Raw genomic sequence first — 18298 nt, forward strand, 5'->3', positions numbered from 1 at the left:
CCAGGGGGACCGATGGGCATCCATTTCGGCGGCGACTACAACCCCGAGCAGTGGCCCGAGGAGGTGTGGGCCGAGGACCTGAAGCTGATGAAGGCGGCCCACGTCACCATGGTCACCGCCGGGATCTTCTCCTGGGCGAAGGTCGAACCGCGGCCCGGGGAGTGGGACTTCGGCTGGTTCGACCGTGTGATGGACGGGCTGGCGGGCGCGGGGATCGCGGTCTGCCTGGCGACGATGACCGCCTCGCCGCCGCCCTGGCTCTCCCGCGCACACCCCGAGATCCTGCCCGAGGGCCCCGACGGGCAGCGCCGCTGGCCCGGCGGCCGGCAGCACTACTGTCCCTCCAGCCCCGTCTACCGCGCCCACGCCGTACGCCTCGTCGAACAGCTCGCCGCCCGCTACGCCGGCCATCCGGCACTCGCCATGTGGCACGTCGGCAACGAGTACGGCTGCCATACGCGCCAGTGCTTCTGCGAGGTGTCGGCCGAGGACTTCCGGCGGTGGCTGCGGGAGCGGTACGGGTCCGTCGACGCGCTCAACGCCGCCTGGTCGACCGCCTTCTGGTCGCAGGCGTACGGCGACTTCGACGAGGTGCTGCCGCCGCGCACCGCGCCCACCTTCCCCAACCCCGCCCAGCAGCTGGACTATCTGCGCTTCGGCGACGAGGCGCTGCGCGCCTGCTACCTGGCCGAGAAGGCGGTCCTGACGCGGCTGACGCCCGAGGTGCCGGTCACCACCAATCTGATGCCGCAGCACAAGCCGGTCGACGCCTTCGCCTGGTCGCCGCACATGGACACGATGGCGCTGGACTTCTACCAGGACCCCCATGCGCCCGACGACCACCTCCGGGCCGGCTATGTCTTCGACCTGATGCGCTCGGCGCGCTCCGGCCAGCCCTGGATGCTGCTCGAACAGGCGCCGGGTGCGGTCAACTGGCGGCCCCGCAACGGCCCCAAGCCGCCCGGTGCGATGCGGCTGTGGAGCTGGCAGGCCGTCGCCCAGGGCGCGGACGCGGTGCTGTTCTTCCAGTGGCGGCAGTCGCTGGGCGGTGCGGAGAAGTTCCACTCGGCGATGCTGCCGCACGGCGGGACCGAGACCCGTATCTTCCGTGAAGTGACGGACCTGGGACGCGAGTTGGCGTCGGTGCCGGGTATCGAGGGGACCCGGTCGCGGGCCGAGGTGGCGCTGCTGGCGGACTGGCACAGCTGGTGGGCGCTGGAGCTGGACTCCAAGCCGTCGACCGCGCTGGACCATTCGCGGATCGCGCTGGACCACTACCGGCCGCTGTTCGAGGCGGGCGTGGTGTGCGATGTGGTGCCGCCGCAGCGCGAGCTGTCCGGCTACCGGCTGGTGGTCGCGCCCAGTCTGTATCTGCTGACGGCGCGCGATGCGGAGCGGCTGGCGGCCTATGTGCGGGCGGGCGGGCGGCTGCTGGTGTCGTTCTTCTCGGGGATCGTCGACGAGCACGACCGGGTGCATCCGGGCGGGTATCCGGCGCCGCTGCGGGAGCTGCTGGGGCTGCGGGTGGAGGAGTTCTGGCCGCTGGACGCGCAACGGTCGGTGGCGGTCGGCGATGGGGACCATATGGGGCGGGCGGATTTGTGGTCGGAGGCCATCGACCTCGAAGGGGCCGAGGCGCTGGCCCGCTTCACGGACGGGGACCTCGCCGGGCGGCCCGCGATCACCCGGCACTCCTACGGGCGGGGCACCGTCTGGTACCTGGGCACCCGGCCCGACCCGGCGCTGATGCGGGCCCTGATGGACGACGTACGGGAGGCGGCGGGGGTGCGGCCCGTACTGCCGGGGCTGCCGGCCGGTGTGCAGGCCACTGTGCGCGAGGGCGCCGACGGGCGGTACCTCTTCCTGCTCAACCACGGGGCGGCGGCCGTCGAGGTGGAGCTGCCCGGGCCGATGCGGGACGCCCTGGCGGGGGACGGGGAGGGAGCCGGGGCGGCCGGCCGGGTCACGCTGGCGGCCCGGGGCGTGGCCGTGCTGACGGATGTCTGACGGACGCCTGACGGGGAGCACCGCCCCGGTGCCAGGGGAATAGAGCCCCCGGCCCGCCGCGTTGGGCCCCGCAGGGGGCGTTCGTGTCCCCTACGGGATGCGTTCGCCCACCCCCTACGGCACTCCTACGGCACCGGCACCGAAGCCGCCGCGGCCGCCGCCTCCAGCTCGACCGGGCCGACCCCGGCCCGGCGGGCCAGCGCCACCGCCGCGAGCGTCGAGTGCACGCCGAGCTTGCCGAGGACGTTCTGCATATGCGTACGGACGGTGTGCGGGGAGAGGAACAGCCGCTCGGCGACCGCCTTGCGGCCCAGGCCCGCGACCATGCAGCGCAGCACCTCGCGCTCGCGCGGGGTCAGCGACTCCACCAGCCGCTCGCTCTCCGAACGGTGCTTGCGGGCGGCCGTCAGCTCGCGCAGCACGCCGGTCAGCAGCGCGGGCGGCAGATGCGTCTCATCGCGCAGTACGCCGCGGATCACGGCGAGCAGGCGGGAGAGCGAGCAGTCCTTGGCGACCCAGCCGGAGGCGCCGGCCTGGAGGGCGGCGGCCGCGCGGCGCGGGTCGTCGCGGTCGGCGAGGACGACGGTGCGCAGATACGGGTGGCTGGTGCGCAGCCCGGAGACCAGCGCGATGCCGTCCCGCGGGCAGGCGCGCGGGGCGGCGGCCTCACGGGCCGGTCCCGGTGACTGGGCGGGCACCGCGAGCAGCGGCGCGGCGAGGTCGGCGTCGGCGAGCAGTACGTCGAACCGGCGGCCGTCGGTGGCCGCCCGGTCCAGATTGCGCAGGGCGGCGGGCGCGCTGCCCGCGGCCGCGACGTCCACGTCCTGTTCCGCGGCGAGCGCGGCGGCCAGGGATTCGGCGAAGATGCGGTGGTCGTCGACCACCAGAACCCGGATGCGTTGCACAGAGACCCCCTGTCTCGGTGAACGGACCATAGCGGGCACGGCGCCCGGATTGAAGATCGCCCCCGTCGCACGGCCGCCGCCGTGCCGACATGGCTACCTCACCCGGGGCGCCGTACCCGAACGGTCTCGCCCCCTGATCAGCACCGGCCCCCACCGGTGCAGGATCTCAGCGTACGGACGGGGTGCCGCAAGGGAAGGTGATTGGCCAAACTCCTCCCCTGGCGGAGGCATTTGGCGGATCTCCGATGGACGCACGCCGGCTTTCTCCCCGGACGCACCCCTACGCGAGCCGGTGTGCCCCCGCGCTCGGGACGGCCTCGAAGATCCGCGGGGCGGCGTGCCCGGCGGCCGCGAACGCCTCGGTGACCGCCGCGCCGACGGCCGCCGCGGCCGGTTCTTCGACGAGCACGATCGCCGAGCCGCCGAAGCCGCCGCCGGTCATCCGGGCCCCCAGGGCACCGGCGGCGTTGGCGGTGTCGACGGCGAGGTCGAGTTCACGGCAGGAGACCTGGAAGTCGTCGCGGAGCGAGGCGTGGCCTGCGGTGAGCAGCGGGCCGATGGCGCGGGGGCGGCCGGCGTCCAGGCAGGCGATGACCTCTTCGACGCGGTGGTTCTCGGTGACGATGTGCCGGACGAGGCGCTGGACGGTGGGCGCGTCGGCCAGCTGTGCCAGCGCCTCGGGCAGTTGCGCAACGGGCACATCGCGCAGCGCCCGCACACCGAGCGCCCGCGCGCCGCGCTCGCAGCCGGCGCGCCGCTCCGCGTATGCGCCGTCCCCCAGCTCGTGCTTGACGCGGGTGTCCACCACGAGGAGCCGCAGTCCCTCCCCCGCCAGATCGAACGGGACCTGGCGCCGGGTGAGGTCACGGGTGTCGAGGAACAGGGCGTGGCCCGCGGTGCAGCAGGCCGCCGCGGTCTGGTCCATGATGCCGCAGGGCACCCCGACGAAGGCGTTCTCGGCCCGCTGGGCGAGCTGGGCCAGCCGCTGCGGCTCCAGGCCGAGCGCATAGAGGTCGTTGAGCGCGAGCGCGGTCGCCACCTCCAGGGCGGCGGAGGAGGACAGTCCGGCGCCGGTGGGCACCGTGCTGTCGAAGTGCAGATCCGCGCCGCCCACCGGCAGGCCGGCCTCCCGCATCGCCCACACGACGCCCGCCGGGTACGCCGCCCAGCCCGCACCGGCTGCCGGGCGCAGCGCGTCGGTGTCCAGTTCGACGATCCCGCCGCCGGCGCCGCCGGAGTGCAGCCGCAGCACCCCGTCGGTGCGGGGCGAGGCGGCGGCGAGGGTGGTGTGCGGGAGGGCCAGCGGCATCACGAAGCCGTCGTTGTAATCGGTGTGTTCACCGATCAGATTGACCCGGCCGGGTGCCGCCCACAGGCCGGTGGGGGCGGCACCGTACACCGCGGCGAAGCGCTCCGCGGTGTGCCGGGCGCCGTGCGGGCGCCCCAGCGGCTCGGTGACGGCTCCGTGGACGGTCATCAGGACTCCTTCGTCCGGTCTTCCGGGTTCTGCTGGGCGAGGTTCCGGGTGAACTCCCAGGCGTCGGCGACGATGCCGGCGAGGTCGGCGCGGCGGGGCCGCCAGCCGAGGCGGTCGGCGGCGGTCTGCGCGGAGGCGACCAGGACGGCCGGGTCGCCGCCCCGGCGCGGGGCGGTCACCTCGGGGATGGGGTGGCCGGTGACCGTGCGGACGGTCTCGATGACCTCGCGTACGGAGAAGCCGTTGCCGTTGCCGAGGTTGCAGATCAGGTGCTCGCCGGCGGTGGCTGCTTCGAGGGCGAGGAGGTGGGCCTCGGCGAGGTCGGCGACGTGGATGTAGTCGCGGACGCAGGTGCCGTCGGGGGTGGGGTAGTCGTCGCCGTAGACGGAGATCGCCTCGCGCTTGCCCTGGGCGACCTGGAGGACGAGCGGAATGAGGTGCGACTCGGGGTCGTGCCGCTCACCGCAGCTGCCGTAGGCGCCGGCGACGTTGAAGTAGCGCAGCGAGACGGCGGCCAGGCCGTGCGCGGTGGCCTCGCCGCTGATCATGTGGTCGACGGCGAGCTTGCTGGCGCCGTACGGGGAGGTGGGGGCGGTCGGGTCGGACTCGGTGATGGGGGTGTTCACCGGCTCGCCGTAGGTGGCGGCGGTGGAGGAGAAGACCAGCTTGCGCACGCCCGCCGCGCGCATCGCCGCGAGCAGCGCCATGGTGCCGCCGACGTTGTTGTCCCAGTACTTCTCGGGCTTGACGACGGACTCGCCGACCTGCGAGAACGCGGCGAAGTGCAGCACCGCGTCATAGGAGGCGTCGAGCCACTTGGCGGCATCGCGGATGTCGCCCTCGATGAACTCGGCGCCCGCGGGGACGCCGGCCCGGAAGCCGGTCGAGAGGTTGTCGAGGACGGTCACGGCGTGGCCGGCCTCCAGCAGGTGCTGGGCCACCACGCTTCCGACGTAACCGGCCCCGCCCGTCACCAGGTACTTGCCAGACTCAGGCTTGCTCATGACTTGCTTGCTACCTCTCGCAGTCGCTCGGCCGCGGCCTCCGGCGGCACGTCGTTGATGAACACGTTCATGCCGGATTCGGAACCCGCGAGGAACTTCAGCTTGCCGGAAGTCCTGCGGATGGTGAAAAGCTCAAGGTGGAGGGCGAACTCGTCGCGCTGCCGGGCGCGCAGCGGCGCCTGGTGCCAGGCGGCGATGTACGGCGTCGGCGGCGTGCCGTGGCCCGCACCGTTCTGCCCGCCGTCGTGCCGGAAGATCCGGTCGAAGCGCCGCAGGACTTCCAGATAGAGCCGGGGGAACTCGGTGCGCGCGGCGTCGTCGAGGGCGAGCAGGTCGGGGACCCGGCGCTTGGGGTAGAGGTGCACCTCGTAGGGCCAGTGGGCGGCGTACGGGACGAAGGCCGCCCAGTGCTCGCCGTCGAGGACGATCCGGCGGCCGTCGGCCAGCTCGTCGGCGAGGACGTCGTCGAAGAGGTTGCCGCCGGTGGCCTTGCGGTGCCCGGCGAGGGCGTGCAGCATCCGCTCGGTGCGCGGTGTGGTGAAGGGGTAGGCGTAGATCTGGCCGTGCGGGTGGCCGAGGGTGACGCCGATCTCCTGGCCGCGGTTCTCGAAGCAGAAGACCTGCTCGACGCCCGGGAGTTGGGAGAGTTCGGCGGTGCGGTCGGTCCAGGCGTCGAGGACCAGGGCGGCCTGTTCCTCGGTGAGGTCGGCGAAGGAGGCGTCGTGGTCGGAGGTGAAGCAGACGACCTCGCAGCGGCCGTGGTCGCCGGCGAGGGAGGGGAAGCGGTTCTCGAAGACGACGACGTCGTAGTCGGCGGCGGGGATCTCCGAGAGCCGGCCGTCCCGGGAGGGGCACAGCGGGCACTCGTCGGCCGGGGGGTGGTAGGTGCGGGCCTGGCGGTGCGAGGCGATGGCCACATGGTCGCCGAGGAGGCGGTCGTGGCGGATTTCGGAGGCGGTGGCGACGGGGTCGAGGGGGCGCCGGTCCACGGCGTCGCGGACGGCGTCGTCCCGCGAGTCGTAGTAGATCAGCTCCCGGCCGTCCGCGAGCCGGGTCGTCGTCTTCTTCACCGGGAGCTCCTTACACACCACGCCGATCAAACACAAACAAACACAATGAAGCACAACTAAACAGTCGCGTCAATGTCGGCACCAGCCACCGCCCGCGGGCGAAGAAACTGGACAAATCGCTCGTCGCGGTCACGATCCAGCAACTCAACCGAACAAAAGTGTTCAGTTTCCGACCGTCCGCGCGTAGCTTTCTGTGCGTTCAGATCGCTCCCGAAGAAGCGAGTGCCCCATGATCACCTTGGCCGAAGGACTACGGCTTCCCACCAACGGGCTCGACTACACCATCCTCGCCCTCTACTTCGTCGTCGTCCTCGGCATCGGATTCGCGGCAAAACGCAGCGTGAAGACGAGCCTGGACTTCTTCCTCTCCGGGCGGTCGCTGCCCGCCTGGGTCACCGGCCTGGCCTTCGTCGCCGCCAACCTCGGCGCCACCGAGATCCTCGGGATGGCCGCCAACGGCGCGCAGTACGGGGCCTACACCGTCCACTGGTACTGGATCGGCGCCATCCCGGCCATGGTCTTCCTCGGCCTGGTGATGATGCCGTTCTACTACGGCTCCAAGGTCCGCTCGGTGCCCGAATTCCTGCTGCACCGCTTCGGGCCCTCCTCGCACCTGCTGTCGTCGGTGATCTTCGCCGTCTCGTCGGTGCTGATCGCGGGCGTGAACCTGTACGCCATGGCGATCGTGCTGGAAGCGCTGCTGGGCTGGCCCGAGTGGGTCGCGATCGTCATCGCCGGCTTCTTCGTCCTGGCGTACATCACCATCGGCGGGCTGTCCTCGGCGATCTACAACGAGGTCCTTCAGTTCTTCGTGATCCTGGCCGCGCTGATCCCGCTGACCATCGTCGGCCTCAAGCGCGTCGGCGGCTGGGACGGGCTCACCCACTCCCTGACCTCCTCGCACGGCGATGCCTTCCTGACCGCCTGGAAGGGCACCGGCATCGGCGAGGGCAACCCGCTCGGCGCGAACTGGCTGACCATCGTCCTCGGCCTCGGCTTCGTGATGAGCTTCGGCTACTGGACCACCAACTTCGCCGAGGTGCAGCGCGCCCTGTCCGCGAAGAACCTCTCCGCCGCGAAGCGCACCCCGCTGATCGCCGCCTTCCCCAAGATCTTCATACCCATGGTGGTGGTCGTCCCGGGCCTGATCGCGCTGGTCATGGAGCCGACGCTGGGCAAGTCCAAGGACGGGCTCCAGTACAACGACGCGATCCCGGTGCTGATGCGGGACCTGCTGCCCAACGGTGTGCTCGGCATCGCGGTGACCGGTCTGCTCGCGGCCTTCATGGCCGGTATGGCCGCCAACGTCTCGTCGTTCAACACGGTCTTCACCAACGACATATGGGCGGCGTACCTCAAGAAGGGCCGGGAGGACGCGCACTACCTCAGGACGGGGCGTGTGGTCACCGCGGTGGGCGTGCTGATCGGGATGGGCACGGCCTTCATCGCCTCGTCCTTCAGCAACATCATGAACTACCTCCAGACGCTGTTCTCCTTCTTCAACGTCCCGCTGTTCGTCGTCTTCATCATCGGCATGTTCTGGAAGCGGACCAGCGCCGCGGCCGGCTTCTGGGGGCTGCTCTCCGGCACGGCGGCCGCGATGGTCAACTACTTCTGGTTCTACAAGCAGGGCATCATCTCGATCCCCTCCGACCAGGGCGCCAACTTCGTCTCCTCGATCGTCGCGTTCGTCGTCGGCGCCCTGGTGATGTTCGTGGTCACCATGGTCACCAGGCCGAAGCCCGCCGAGTCGCTGGCCGGCCTGGTCTACGGCACCAGGTCGCCCGGTATGGACGAGCTGCCGGCCGAGGGCGACGACGCCTGGTACCGCAAGCCGGCCCTGCTGGGCTGGGGCGCGATCGTCCTCGCCGCCGTCTGCTACGTCCCGTTCTCCTTCTGAACACTGGCCCGAACCAGCGGAGTTGACCCACCATGAGTGACTACCAGCACGAGGTCGAGGAGCTGGAGCGCGAATCGGCGACCGCCGCGCGGCTCTTCGACGTACGGCGCATCATCGGCGGTCTGTTCGTCGTCTACGGCGTGATCGTCACCCTCGCCGGCCTGACCGCCTCCGACGCGGACCTCAAGAAGGCCCAGGACATCAACATCAACCTGTGGACGGGCCTCGGCATGCTCGCCCTCGGCCTGTTCTTCCTGGTCTGGCTCAAGCTGCGGCCGGCCGCCCCGCCGACCGCGGCGGAGCTGCGGGCCGGGACCGGGGACGCTCCCCCGGAGGCCTGAGCCGCCCGCCTCTCACCCGGCCTGTTCCGGCGGGGCCGGATCCCCCGGTCCCGCCGCCGCCAGCCGCGCGGCCCGGCCACTGCCCGCCCGGTCCAGCAGCCCGGTACGCGCCGCCAGCGCGGCGGCCTCCAGCCGGGAGCCCACCTCCAGCTTCATCAGCACCCGCTGCACATGCGTCCGCGCGGTGCTCGGCGCGATGTCCATCCCGGCCGCGATCAGCCGGGTGTCCTCGCCGTCCGCGACCCGCATCAAGACCTCGACCTCGCGCGGGGTGAGCAGTTCCAGCAGCCGCGCGCCCTCGTCGTCCGGCTGCGCCGCGGGGTGCAGCAGCTCCTCGAAGGCCTGCTGCAACAGCTGCGGTGAGACCGCCGACTCCCCCGCCCTGGCCTTCATCATGGCGCGTTCGACGCCCTCGATCCGCTCGTCGTTGCGCACATACCCCGACGCCCCGGCCGCGAAGGCGGCCGCGATACCGCGGGGGCTGGGGACCGGCCCCAGCACCACCACCGCGACCTGCGGCCGCTCCTTCTTGATCCGTACGACCGGATCGAAGGCCCCCGGCTGGGCGGGCGACGCGGTACCCAGCAGGCACACCTCCGGCGCCCGGCTCACCACCAGCTCCGCGGCCCCGGCGCTCGGCGCGGCGGCCGCCAGCACACGGTGCCCGCGCAGCTTCAGCGCCGAGGCGAGCGCCTCCGCGAGCAGACGGTGATCGTCGACCACCATGAGCCGCACGCCCATCGACCAACCCCCTCCACTCCGGCGGGCCCCGGCGCGGCCCCGGCCGGGCCGCTCGTCCCCGGGAAGCTACACGCTCGACTGCCGCAGCGCGCCCCCTACCGGGGAGAAGACCCCCGGAATGCTGGATTCCCGGCCATTCGGGGCCGATTGCGGCCCAAACGATGCGCTCCGCCGGGGATCAGATGCCCGGAGACGGTCCACGGGGCCGGTGTCGGTGCGGTGTGCCACAGTGTGGGTTCAGCTGGCGGGGAGAAGCGAAAACCGGTTCCCTGCGGTGCAGACGGCGCGGTTCGATGCCGGGGGAGTCGCGAAACGTGAGCGAAGGAATGTCATGAGTACACCGCAGCAGCCGCACAACGGCTTCGGGGGCGCGCCGGGTTACGGGAGGCCGCCGGCCGGTCAGCCGGGCGGCCATCCGCAGCAGGTGCCGGGTGGTCAGATACCGCCGGGCGGCGGGCCGTACGCGCCGCAAGGGCCCTACGGGGCGCCGCCGACGGGGCCTTACGACGCGCCGCAGCCGGGACCTTACGGAGCACCACAGCCGCCTTACGGGGTGCCGCCGCAGGGCCAGGCCGGGTACGGCGGGCCCGGAATGGTGCCGCCGGTTCCGCCCCGGAGCAGTGCCGGAAAGGTGTGGGGGATCATCGGCGCGGTCGCCGGTGTGCTGGTGATCGGGGGCATCGCCTCGGCCGTGCTGTCCGGCGGGGGCAGCTCCGGTGGGTCCAGCGGCCCGAAGTACCGGATCACGGTGCCGCAGACGCTGGCGGGCGGTGAGTACAAGCTCACCAAGGACATCTCCCAGCAGGCAGACAGCTCGGTACCGCACGACGGCGCCAACGAACACGGCATGAAGGCGGCGGGCGGCCAGTACACCAGCGGGACCAAGTCCCTGGTGATGCTGGGGCTTTACGGCTCCATAGACGACCCGGAGAGGGCCGTAGACCACACCATCAACGGGATGACGCGCGACGGGAAGACCGATGTCGCGGTGGCGGAGAAGGAGTTCACACCGAGCGGTGGCGGACAGCCGCTGACCTGCGGGGTGGATGTGCGCACCGAGCTGGGGCAGAAGGTCACGCTGGCGTTCTGTGTGTGGGCCGACTCCAGTACGGGCGGGAACGTCGCCGAGACCGATGCCGCGGAGCTGTCGAAGGATCCCCGGTCCGTCGACCTCCAGGCGTTCGCGGACAAGGCGGACAAGATCCGTAGCGAGGTCAGGAAGCCGTTGGGCTGAGGGCCGTACGACGAGGGGCCGGCGGCCGGGCTACAGCGGAGCTGCACAGCCGCCGGCCCACCGGACCGGCCCTGGGGGCCTCCCCCTACACGTCCTCGGCCAGCTCCAGCCAGCGCATCTCCAGCTCGTCCCGCTCGGCGGCCAGCTCGCGCAGCTGGGTGTCGAGGCCGGCGACCTTCTCGAAGTCGGTGGCGTGCTCGGCGATCTGGGCGTGCAGCTTGCCCTCCTTGTCGCCGATCTTGTCCAACTGGCGCTCGATCTTCTGGAGTTCCTTCTGGGCCGCGCGGTTGACGGCGGCGGCCTTCTTGGGCGCCGCGGTCTGCGGGGCCGGTGCGGGCGTGGCGGCCTCGATGACCTTCCGGCGGCGCTCCAGGTACTCGTCCAGGCCGCGCGGCAGCATCCGCAGCGTGGCATCGCCCAGCAGCGCCTGGACACGGTCGGTGGTGCGCTCGATGAAGTAGCGGTCGTGGCTGATGACGATCATCGAGCCGGGCCAGCCGTCGAGCACGTCCTCCAGCTGGGTCAGCGTCTCGATGTCGAGGTCGTTGGTGGGCTCGTCGAGGAAGAGCACATTGGGCTCGTCCATCAGCAGCCGCAGGATCTGGAGCCGGCGCCGCTCACCGCCCGACAGGTCACCGACCGGCGTCCACTGCTTCTCCTTGGTGAAGCCGAACTTCTCGCACAGCTGGCCGGCGGTCATCTCCCGGCCCTTGCCCAGATCGACCCGCTCCCGCACCCGCTGCACGGCCTCCAGAACGCGCCAGGCGGGATCGAGCTCGGCGACCTCCTGCGACAGATAGGCCAGCTTGACGGTCTTGCCGACGGTGATCCGGCCGGCCACCGGCTGCGCCTCGCCCTGCGTACGGGCCGCCTCGGCCAACGCCCGCAGCAGCGAGGTCTTGCCCGCTCCGTTGACGCCGACCAGACCGATCCGGTCGCCGGGCCCCAGCTGCCAGGTCAGATGCTTCAACAGCACCTTGGGGCCCGCCTGGACGCTGACGTCCTCCAGGTCGAAGACCGTCTTGCCCAGCCGCGAGTTGGCGAACTTCATCAGCTCGGCGCTGTCGCGCGGCGGCGGGACGTCGGCGATCAGCTCGTTGGCTGCCTCGATGCGGAAGCGGGGCTTGCTGGTACGGGCCGGAGCGCCGCGCCGCAGCCACGCCAGCTCCTTGCGCATCAGGTTCTGCCGCTTGGCCTCCTCGGAGGCCGCGATCCGCTCCCGCTCGGCACGGGCGAAGACGTAGTCGCTGTAACCGCCCTCGTACTCATGGACCGCCCCGCGCTGCACGTCCCACATCCGCGTACAGACCTGGTCGAGGAACCAGCGGTCGTGAGTGACGACCACCAGCGCCGACCGGCGGGCCTGGAGATGGCCGGCCAGCCAGGAGATGCCCTCGACGTCGAGGTGGTTGGTGGGCTCGTCGAGCACGATCAGGTCCTGCTCGGCGATCAGAAGCTTGGCCAGCGCGATCCGGCGCCGCTCACCACCGGAGAGCGGGCCGATGACGGTGTCCAGACCCTGGGTGAAGCCCGGCAGGTGCAGATCGCCGAAGAGACCGGTCAGTACATCGCGGATCTTGGCGTTGCCCGCCCACTCGTGGTCGGCGAGGTCGCCGATGACCTCATGCCGGATGGTGGCCGCCGGGTCGAGCGAATCGTGCTGGGTCAGCACGCCGAGCCGCAGCCCTCCGCTGTGGGTGACCCGGCCGTCGTCGGCGCCCTCCAGCTTGGCGAGGATCCGGATCAGGGTGGTCTTGCCGTCGCCGTTGCGCCCGACGACGCCGATCCGGTCCCCCTCGTTGACGCCCAGGGAGACACCGTCGAGCAGGGCACGGGTCCCGTAGACCTTGCCGACGGCTTCCAGATTGACGAGGTTGACGGCCATCTCACTCCTGTGCGCTTCACATCGATTGTGCGCTTCACATCGATCGGCCTTCCCAGCCTAGTCGGCGTGCGGCGGGCCTGATCTGCCTGCCGGCCGCGGTATGCCTGCCGGCCCTGGCCTGGCTGGTGTCGCCGGCGGTCATCGGCGCCTGACGCTTGCCCACCCCCGTTGGATAGCGTCCCACCATGACATCGGACACAGATGCGGCAGTGGAGACGGAACGCGGGCTGATCTACGGCCCGAACGGCAAACGGCTGGACATCCACCGGCCGGCGGGGGCGCCCCGGCCGGCGCCGACCGTGCTGCTCTGGCACGGCATCGGCCCCGACGAGCGGGAGGTGCTGGAACCGCTCGCCCGCACGGTCGCGGCGCGCGGTCTGCTGGTGGTCGTACCGGACTGGGCCTCGGACGCCCCGGACGGCGGCCGGGCGCAGCTCCTGGAGTCACTGGCCTTCGCCCGCAAGGAAGCGGGCGGGCTGGGCGGCGACGGGGAGTCCTTCGTACTGGCGGGCTGGTCGGCGGGGGCCGGGGCCGCGCTGGGGGTCGCACAGCGGCCCGAGGTCGCGGAGGGGTGGCGGCCGAGGGCGGTCGTGGGTCTGGCGGGACGCTACGACCTGTCGGCGCGTACGACCGGGACCGCACCGCTGGCCGATCTCGCCGCGGGGCGGGACCCGGCCGTACCGGTGCACCTCGTCCACGGCAGCCGGGACACGGTCCTGGACGCCCGGCACTCCCGTGAACTGGCGGAGGCGCTGCGCACCGCGGGCCGCTGCCCGGTGACGCTCCAGGAGCCGGACACCGACCACGCCGGCGTGATCATGACCGCGTACGACCCGGCGGCGGACCGCTGTGTCCCCACGACCGCCGAACACGCCCTGAGCGCAGGCCAGTTGGTGGCCGAGCTGCTGGCCGAGGCGGCCGGAGGCACGGCATAGCCCTCCGGCCCTCGGGCGGCGGCCTCAGCGGCGTCCGCCCCAGCCCGACGACCACTCGTTGAGCCTCCGCAGGGACTCCGCCAGCTCCCGGCGCCGCGCGTCCTGAGCCACGGGCCGCCGCCCCGCCTCCTGGCCACCAGGCAGGAGCAGGCCGGGCGGCACCCGGGTGACGCGTAAGAGGCGGCGCCTCGCCGGAGGCATCGACGTCAACGGGCGGCCGCCTTGCGGAGGACCTCGGCGAGCTTGCGGGCGGTGGCCGCGTTGCAGTTGCCGAGGGCGACGAGCGGGGCGCCGTAACTGCACGTGAGGCCGGGCAGATCGACGTCGAGCGACGGCAGGGTGATGCCGTTGTCCTTGAGCGCGGTACGGAGCGCTTCGGTGCTGTCGTGTACGTCGTCGTGGAGGTGGCTGGGCATGTGTCGTACGCCTTCCCTGTGCGCAATGTGACGAAGCGCTCACAGCGTGACGTGACGCGGCGTAGCGTGAAAGGCGTTTGGGCTCCCTGCCGTGACACGGGGAATTGCGGTGTGCGGTGGTGGAAATGAGTCAGTTACACCTACGGCGGTGAACCGTGGCACGACGCAAGGACATTGACGGCTCGGAGAGCGTCCCGAGCTTCTACGGCAAGGAACTGCGCTGGAAGCGTGAGGCGGCAGGGCTCACGCTTCAGCAGTTGGCGGACGGGAGTTTCTACGGGCTGAGTCACCTCAGCGAGATCGAGCGTGGCGAGCGGCGGATGCCGGCGGAGCTGGCCGAGCACGTGAACAAGGTGCTCGGCACCGACGGGTTCTTCGCCCGGCGTTGTGCGGACGTCCGCAAGGCCCGTCAGAAGGGGCACGCCAAGTACTTCGAGAAGGTTCTTGAGGCCGAGCGGCACGCCGAGGTCATTGAGGAGTGGTGCCCCACCGTGTTCCCCGGGCTGCTCCAGACCGGCCCGTACGCCCGTGCCGTCGTACGTGCCGCGCATCCGCTGGAGTCGCGGGAGAAGACGGACGAGAAGGTGCAGGCGAGGCTTGCCCGGGCCCGCCTCTTCGATGATGACTCCAGGAACCCCGAGTACTGGGTGGTTCTGCACGAGTCGCTGTTGCGCCTTCCCATCATCCCTCCGACGGAGATGGCGGAACAACTGGAGCGCGTGGTGGGGTTGGCGCGGCGGCCCCGGATCACTCCACAGGTACTTCCGTGGAATTGCGGGGCACATCCGCTGATGGTGGGCACCATCACGGCCATGTCGTTCCCCGACGCCCCTCCGCTGGTCTACACGGAGTCCGCGTACAGTGGCGACACCATCGACGAACCGGCCCTCGTGAAGCAGTACCGCAAGGCATACGATCGGCTCAGGGCCGCCGCTCTGCCGCCGGAGGCGTCCCTCGCCATGATCGAGGAAGCGGCTGAGGACTACCGAAATGGCAAGCAAGCCCTTTGACTTGAGCACCGCCAGCTGGAGGAAGAGCAGCTACAGCAACGGCGACGGCGGCAACTGCATCGAGGTCGCTTCGGACTTCCCGGGCGCCGCCCACTGGCGCAAGAGCAGCTACACCAACGGTGAAGGCGGGAACTGTGTCGAGGTAGTCGACGACCTCCCCGGCATCGTCCCCGTCCGCGACTCCAAGGACCCGCACGGCCCCGCGATCATCTTCCCCGCCGCCGCCTGGTCGTCCTTCGTCTCCGCCGTCAAGGACGCAGGCCTGCCGGGCACTTGAGTCCTTGCGGGCGCCCGGGTGAGTCCTCGCGTACGCCCGAGCGCCCGCGGGAATACCGCCGGGCCCCGGCCCGTTGTGGCCCCGTAGGGGGCGCTCGTACCCCCTACGGGATCTGTTCGCCCGTCCCCTAGAGAACCGTCGCCCCCACCGCCGGCGAATTCGCCACCCGGACCGCGCGGCAGGTGCCCGACGCCACCAGCGACGCCGCCACATGTTGCGCCGACTCCGCGTCCTTGACCAGGAACGCCGTGGTCGGGCCGGAGCCGGAGACGAGTGCGGCCAGGGCGCCGGCGGCGGTTCCGGCGTCCAGGGTGGCGGTCAGGTCCGGGCGCAGTGAGAGCGCCGCGGGCTGGAGATCGTTGGTTAGGGCCGCGGCGAGTGCGGTGGCGTCGCCGGTCTCCAGCGCGGCCAGCAGCTCGGGGGCCGCCTCGGGGACGGGCACCTCGGTCCCCGCCGTCAGCCGGTCGAACTCGCGGTAGACGGCCGGGGTGGACAGGCCGCCCTCGGCGACCGCGAAGACCCAGTGGAAGGTGCCGCCCACGGTCAGCGGCGTCAGCAGTTCGCCGCGGCCGCGGCCCAGGGCCGCCCCGCCGACCAGGCTGAACGGCACATCGCTGCCCAACTCGGCGCAGATGTCGAGGAGTTCGGCGCGGGAGGCGCCGGTGGACCACAGGGCGTCGCAGGCCAGCAGCGCACCGGCGGCGTCCGCGCTGCCGCCGGCCATACCGCCGGCGACCGGGATGTCCTTGGCGATGTGGAGGTGGACGTCCGGCGCGATGCCGTACCGGGCGGCGAGCAGTTCGGCGGCGCGGGCTGCCAGGTTCGTGCGGTCCAGCGGGATCTGGTCGACGTCATGGCCCTCGGCGGTGATCCGCAGGGTGTCCGCGGGGGTGGCCGTCACCTCGTCGTAGAGGCCGACCGCCAGGAAGACGTTCGCCAGGTCGTGGAAGCCGTCCGCGCGGGCGGCGCCGACCGCCAGCTGCACATTGACCTTCGCGGGGACGCGTACCGTCACCGAATCCGTCACTTTCCCGCCTCCCGCATCTCCGCGATCCGTGCGAACTCCTCCACCGTCAGCGCCTCGCCGCGGGCCTGCGGTGAGACGCCCGCGGCGACCAGCGCGGCCTCCGCCGCGGCGGCCGAGCCGGCCCACCCCGCCAGCGCCGCCCGCAGCGTCTTGCGGCGCTGGGCGAACGCGGCGTCGACGACCGCGAAGACCTCGTCGCGGCCGGCCGTGGTCTCGACCGGCCGCTCACGGCGTACGAGGGAGACCAGACCGGAGTCGACGTTGGGCGCCGGCCAGAAGACGTTGCGGCCGATGGCGCCGGCCCGCTTGACCTCGGCGTACCAGTTGGCCTTGACCGACGGCACGCCGTAGACCTTGTTGCCGGGGCGGGCGGCGAGGCGGTCGGCGACCTCGGACTGCACCATGACCAGGGTGCGCTCGATGCTCGGGAAGGTCGCGAGCATGTGCAGGAGGACGGGGACCGCGACGTTGTACGGGAGGTTGGCGACCAGCGCGGTCGGCGCGGGGCCGGGCAGCTCGGTGACGTGCATGGCGTCGCGGTGCACCAGCGCGAAGCGGTCGGCGCGCTCGGGCATCCGGGCCGCGACGGTGGACGGCAGCGCGGCGGCCAGTACGTCGTCGATCTCGACGGCGGTGACCCGGTCCGCGGCCTCCAGCAGCGCCAGGGTCAGCGAGCCCAGGCCCGGGCCGATCTCGACGACCACGTCGTCGGGCCGTACCTCGGCGGTCCGCACGATGCGGCGGACGGTGTTGGCGTCGATGACGAAGTTCTGGCCCCGCTGCTTGGTGGGACGTACCCCCAGCGTGGCGGCCAGTTCGCGGATGTCGGCGGGGCCGAGGAGGGGCCCGGAATCGTCGGTGGTGCTCTTGCTCATGCCAAAGCCTCGCTGCGCTGGTTCACCCGTGAAGCTTACGGCCGCACACGGGCCAGGCACTCGCCCCCCGGCTGATGTAGAGCTTCTTGGCCCGGTAGGTCTGCTCCCGGGCGGGTGCGTCCTGCGGGCGGCCGCGGCCGCCGAGGCGGTGCCAGGTGGCGACATCGAACTGGTAGAGCCCGCCGTAGGTGCCCGAGGAGTCCACCGCGTCCGGCCGGCCGCCCGCCTCGCACTGGGCAAGCGCGCCCCAGGCGAGGTGGTCCGCGCCGCGCACCGAGGTGGGCAGCGTCCGGGTGCCCAGGTGCACGATCTGCGGGCGCGGGGCGCGCACCACCTCGGTGCGCAGCCGCTTCGGCTTCTGCTTGACGCCGTTGACGGTGCGCAGCCGGTAGGTGACCCGCCGCACCCCGGGCCGCCCCTGCTGCACGACGGCGACGGCGCCGCGGGCCAGCTGGGGATCGGCCAGGTGGACCGTACGGAACGGGATCGGCTGCTCGCGGACCTCCTTGGAGCCGGTGATCCGCAGTACCGAGATGGTCTGGCCCTCGTGCGGGAAGCTGTCCGGCGGCACCGACGTGGTGTCCTGGTCGCGCAGCCCGAGACCGGCCTCCGCCAGGGCTTCCCGGACGGTGGCGGCGTTGGTGCGGATCCGGTATTCGCGGCCGTCGGCGATGAAGACCACCGAGCGTTCGGTGCGGACCGCCAGTTCCATGCCGTGCTGCTGGATACGCCGGGAGCGGGAGGCGGACAGATAGGCGCCCTCGGCGCGGACGCCGATCTGGTTGAGCGCGCCGGCGACGGTGTCGGCGGTGGTCCACACCGTGCGGCGCTGTCCGTCGATGGTGAGCACGACCGGCCGGCCGTGCCGGACGACGACCTCGTCGCCGCTGGCCAGCTCGGTGCCGGGAGCGGGCGCGACCAGGTCGTGGGCGCCGATGTCGAGGTCCTCGTCGGCGAGCAGATCGGCCACGTCACCGGCGAAGGTGTGCAGGGTGCGCGGGGAGCCGTCGACGCTGAGCCGGACCGCCTTGTCGTGCGCGATGAAGGCGGTGGTGCCGCCGGCGAGGAAGACCATGACCATGGCCCGGGGCAGTACCCGGAGCAGCGCTTCGGAGCGATCGGCGCGGCGCCTGCGACGGCCGCGCGCGGCGCGGTGGCTGCTGGGTGACTGACTCACGGCGCGCTCCACATGCC

General features: G+C 71.9%; 17 protein-coding genes. 7 read left to right on the top strand and 10 right to left on the bottom strand.

The features are described from left to right. Positions 1-12 precede the first annotated feature (12 nt). Complete coding sequence (locus ACZ55A_RS12790; RefSeq protein WP_468838275.1) at positions 13-2007, top strand: beta-galactosidase; 1995 nt, start codon at positions 13-15, stop codon at positions 2005-2007. Between the two features lie 125 nt (positions 2008-2132). On the opposite strand, the gene ACZ55A_RS12795 is transcribed toward ACZ55A_RS12790, so the two are convergent. From ACZ55A_RS12795 to galT, 4 genes are all read right to left on the bottom strand, one after another. Continuing rightward, complete coding sequence (locus tag ACZ55A_RS12795) at positions 2133-2912, bottom strand: response regulator transcription factor (protein ID WP_468838278.1); 780 nt, start codon at positions 2910-2912, stop codon at positions 2133-2135. 280 nt (positions 2913-3192) lie between these two features. Beyond that, positions 3193-4389, bottom strand: coding sequence for a galactokinase (gene galK, locus ACZ55A_RS12800; protein WP_468838281.1), 1197 nt, complete (start codon positions 4387-4389; stop codon positions 3193-3195). Next, the gene (gene galE, locus ACZ55A_RS12805) at positions 4389-5393 is read right to left on the bottom strand and encodes a UDP-glucose 4-epimerase GalE (protein ID WP_468838284.1); all 1005 of its coding nucleotides are present in this window, start codon (positions 5391-5393) and stop codon (positions 4389-4391) included. Before galE ends, galK begins: the two co-directional genes overlap by 1 nt. Next, positions 5390-6463 (bottom strand): galactose-1-phosphate uridylyltransferase, encoded by a 1074-nt coding sequence (gene galT, locus ACZ55A_RS12810; protein WP_468838287.1) that lies wholly within the window; start codon positions 6461-6463, stop codon positions 5390-5392. Before galT ends, galE begins: the two co-directional genes overlap by 4 nt. A 229-nt stretch (positions 6464-6692) precedes the next feature. Between galT and ACZ55A_RS12815 the strand changes: the two genes are divergently transcribed. Further along, positions 6693-8363 carry a sodium:solute symporter family protein gene (locus tag ACZ55A_RS12815; protein WP_468838290.1) on the top strand — a complete coding sequence of 557 codons (1671 nt, stop codon included), beginning with the start codon at positions 6693-6695 and terminating at the stop codon, positions 8361-8363. Positions 8364-8395: 32 nt separating this feature from the next. Continuing rightward, a complete protein-coding gene (locus tag ACZ55A_RS12820; protein ID WP_468838293.1) occupies positions 8396-8704 on the top strand; it encodes a hypothetical protein in 309 nt (102 codons plus the stop codon). A gap of 12 nt (positions 8705-8716) precedes the next feature. On the opposite strand, the gene ACZ55A_RS12825 is transcribed toward ACZ55A_RS12820, so the two are convergent. Beyond that, complete coding sequence (locus ACZ55A_RS12825; protein WP_468838296.1) at positions 8717-9445, bottom strand: response regulator transcription factor; 729 nt, start codon at positions 9443-9445, stop codon at positions 8717-8719. A 592-nt stretch (positions 9446-10037) separates the two neighbouring features. Between ACZ55A_RS12825 and ACZ55A_RS12830 the strand changes: the two genes are divergently transcribed. Beyond that, on the top strand, positions 10038-10679 hold the full coding sequence (locus ACZ55A_RS12830) for a hypothetical protein (protein ID WP_468838298.1): 642 nt from the start codon (positions 10038-10040) through the stop codon (positions 10677-10679). Between the two features lie 85 nt (positions 10680-10764). On the opposite strand, the gene ACZ55A_RS12835 is transcribed toward ACZ55A_RS12830, so the two are convergent. Then, positions 10765-12564, bottom strand: a complete 1800-nt coding sequence (locus ACZ55A_RS12835; RefSeq protein WP_468838301.1) for an ABC-F family ATP-binding cassette domain-containing protein — start codon at positions 12562-12564, stop codon at positions 10765-10767. A gap of 185 nt (positions 12565-12749) precedes the next feature. Between ACZ55A_RS12835 and ACZ55A_RS12840 the strand changes: the two genes are divergently transcribed. Further along, the gene (locus ACZ55A_RS12840) at positions 12750-13499 is read left to right on the top strand and encodes an alpha/beta hydrolase (protein ID WP_468838304.1); all 750 of its coding nucleotides are present in this window, start codon (positions 12750-12752) and stop codon (positions 13497-13499) included. Positions 13500-13705: 206 nt separating this feature from the next. On the opposite strand, the gene ACZ55A_RS12845 is transcribed toward ACZ55A_RS12840, so the two are convergent. Beyond that, positions 13706-13915 carry a hypothetical protein gene (locus ACZ55A_RS12845; RefSeq protein WP_468838307.1) on the bottom strand — a complete coding sequence of 70 codons (210 nt, stop codon included), beginning with the start codon at positions 13913-13915 and terminating at the stop codon, positions 13706-13708. Positions 13916-14070: 155 nt separating this feature from the next. Here ACZ55A_RS12845 and ACZ55A_RS12850 point away from each other — a divergent pair, with 155 nt between their 5' ends. Both ACZ55A_RS12850 and ACZ55A_RS12855 read left to right on the top strand, forming a co-directional pair. After that, entirely contained in the window at positions 14071-14925 is an 855-nt protein-coding gene (locus tag ACZ55A_RS12850) for a helix-turn-helix domain-containing protein (RefSeq protein WP_468838310.1), read from the top strand. Beyond that, positions 14906-15202: a DUF397 domain-containing protein gene (locus ACZ55A_RS12855; protein ID WP_468838313.1), complete on the top strand. Its 297-nt coding sequence runs from the start codon at positions 14906-14908 to the stop codon at positions 15200-15202. Before ACZ55A_RS12850 ends, ACZ55A_RS12855 begins: the two co-directional genes overlap by 20 nt. A 127-nt stretch (positions 15203-15329) precedes the next feature. Here ACZ55A_RS12855 and ACZ55A_RS12860 read toward each other — a convergent pair whose 3' ends face one another. Genes ACZ55A_RS12860 through ACZ55A_RS12870 form a run of 3 tightly spaced genes read right to left on the bottom strand, consistent with a single transcriptional unit; the run spans position 15330 to position 18281 of the window. Further along, positions 15330-16229: a 4-(cytidine 5'-diphospho)-2-C-methyl-D-erythritol kinase gene (locus ACZ55A_RS12860; RefSeq protein WP_468838316.1), complete on the bottom strand. Its 900-nt coding sequence runs from the start codon at positions 16227-16229 to the stop codon at positions 15330-15332. Continuing rightward, positions 16226-17104: a 16S rRNA (adenine(1518)-N(6)/adenine(1519)-N(6))-dimethyltransferase RsmA gene (gene rsmA / locus ACZ55A_RS12865; RefSeq protein ID WP_468838318.1), complete on the bottom strand. Its 879-nt coding sequence runs from the start codon at positions 17102-17104 to the stop codon at positions 16226-16228. The genes ACZ55A_RS12860 and rsmA overlap by 4 nt, the downstream gene beginning before the upstream one ends. Positions 17105-17126: 22 nt before the next feature. Next, entirely contained in the window at positions 17127-18281 is a 1155-nt protein-coding gene (locus ACZ55A_RS12870; RefSeq protein WP_468838321.1) for a ubiquitin-like domain-containing protein, read from the bottom strand. Positions 18282-18298 lie beyond the last annotated feature (17 nt).

This window comes from Streptomyces sp. NPDC034111 (assembly GCF_055575375.1).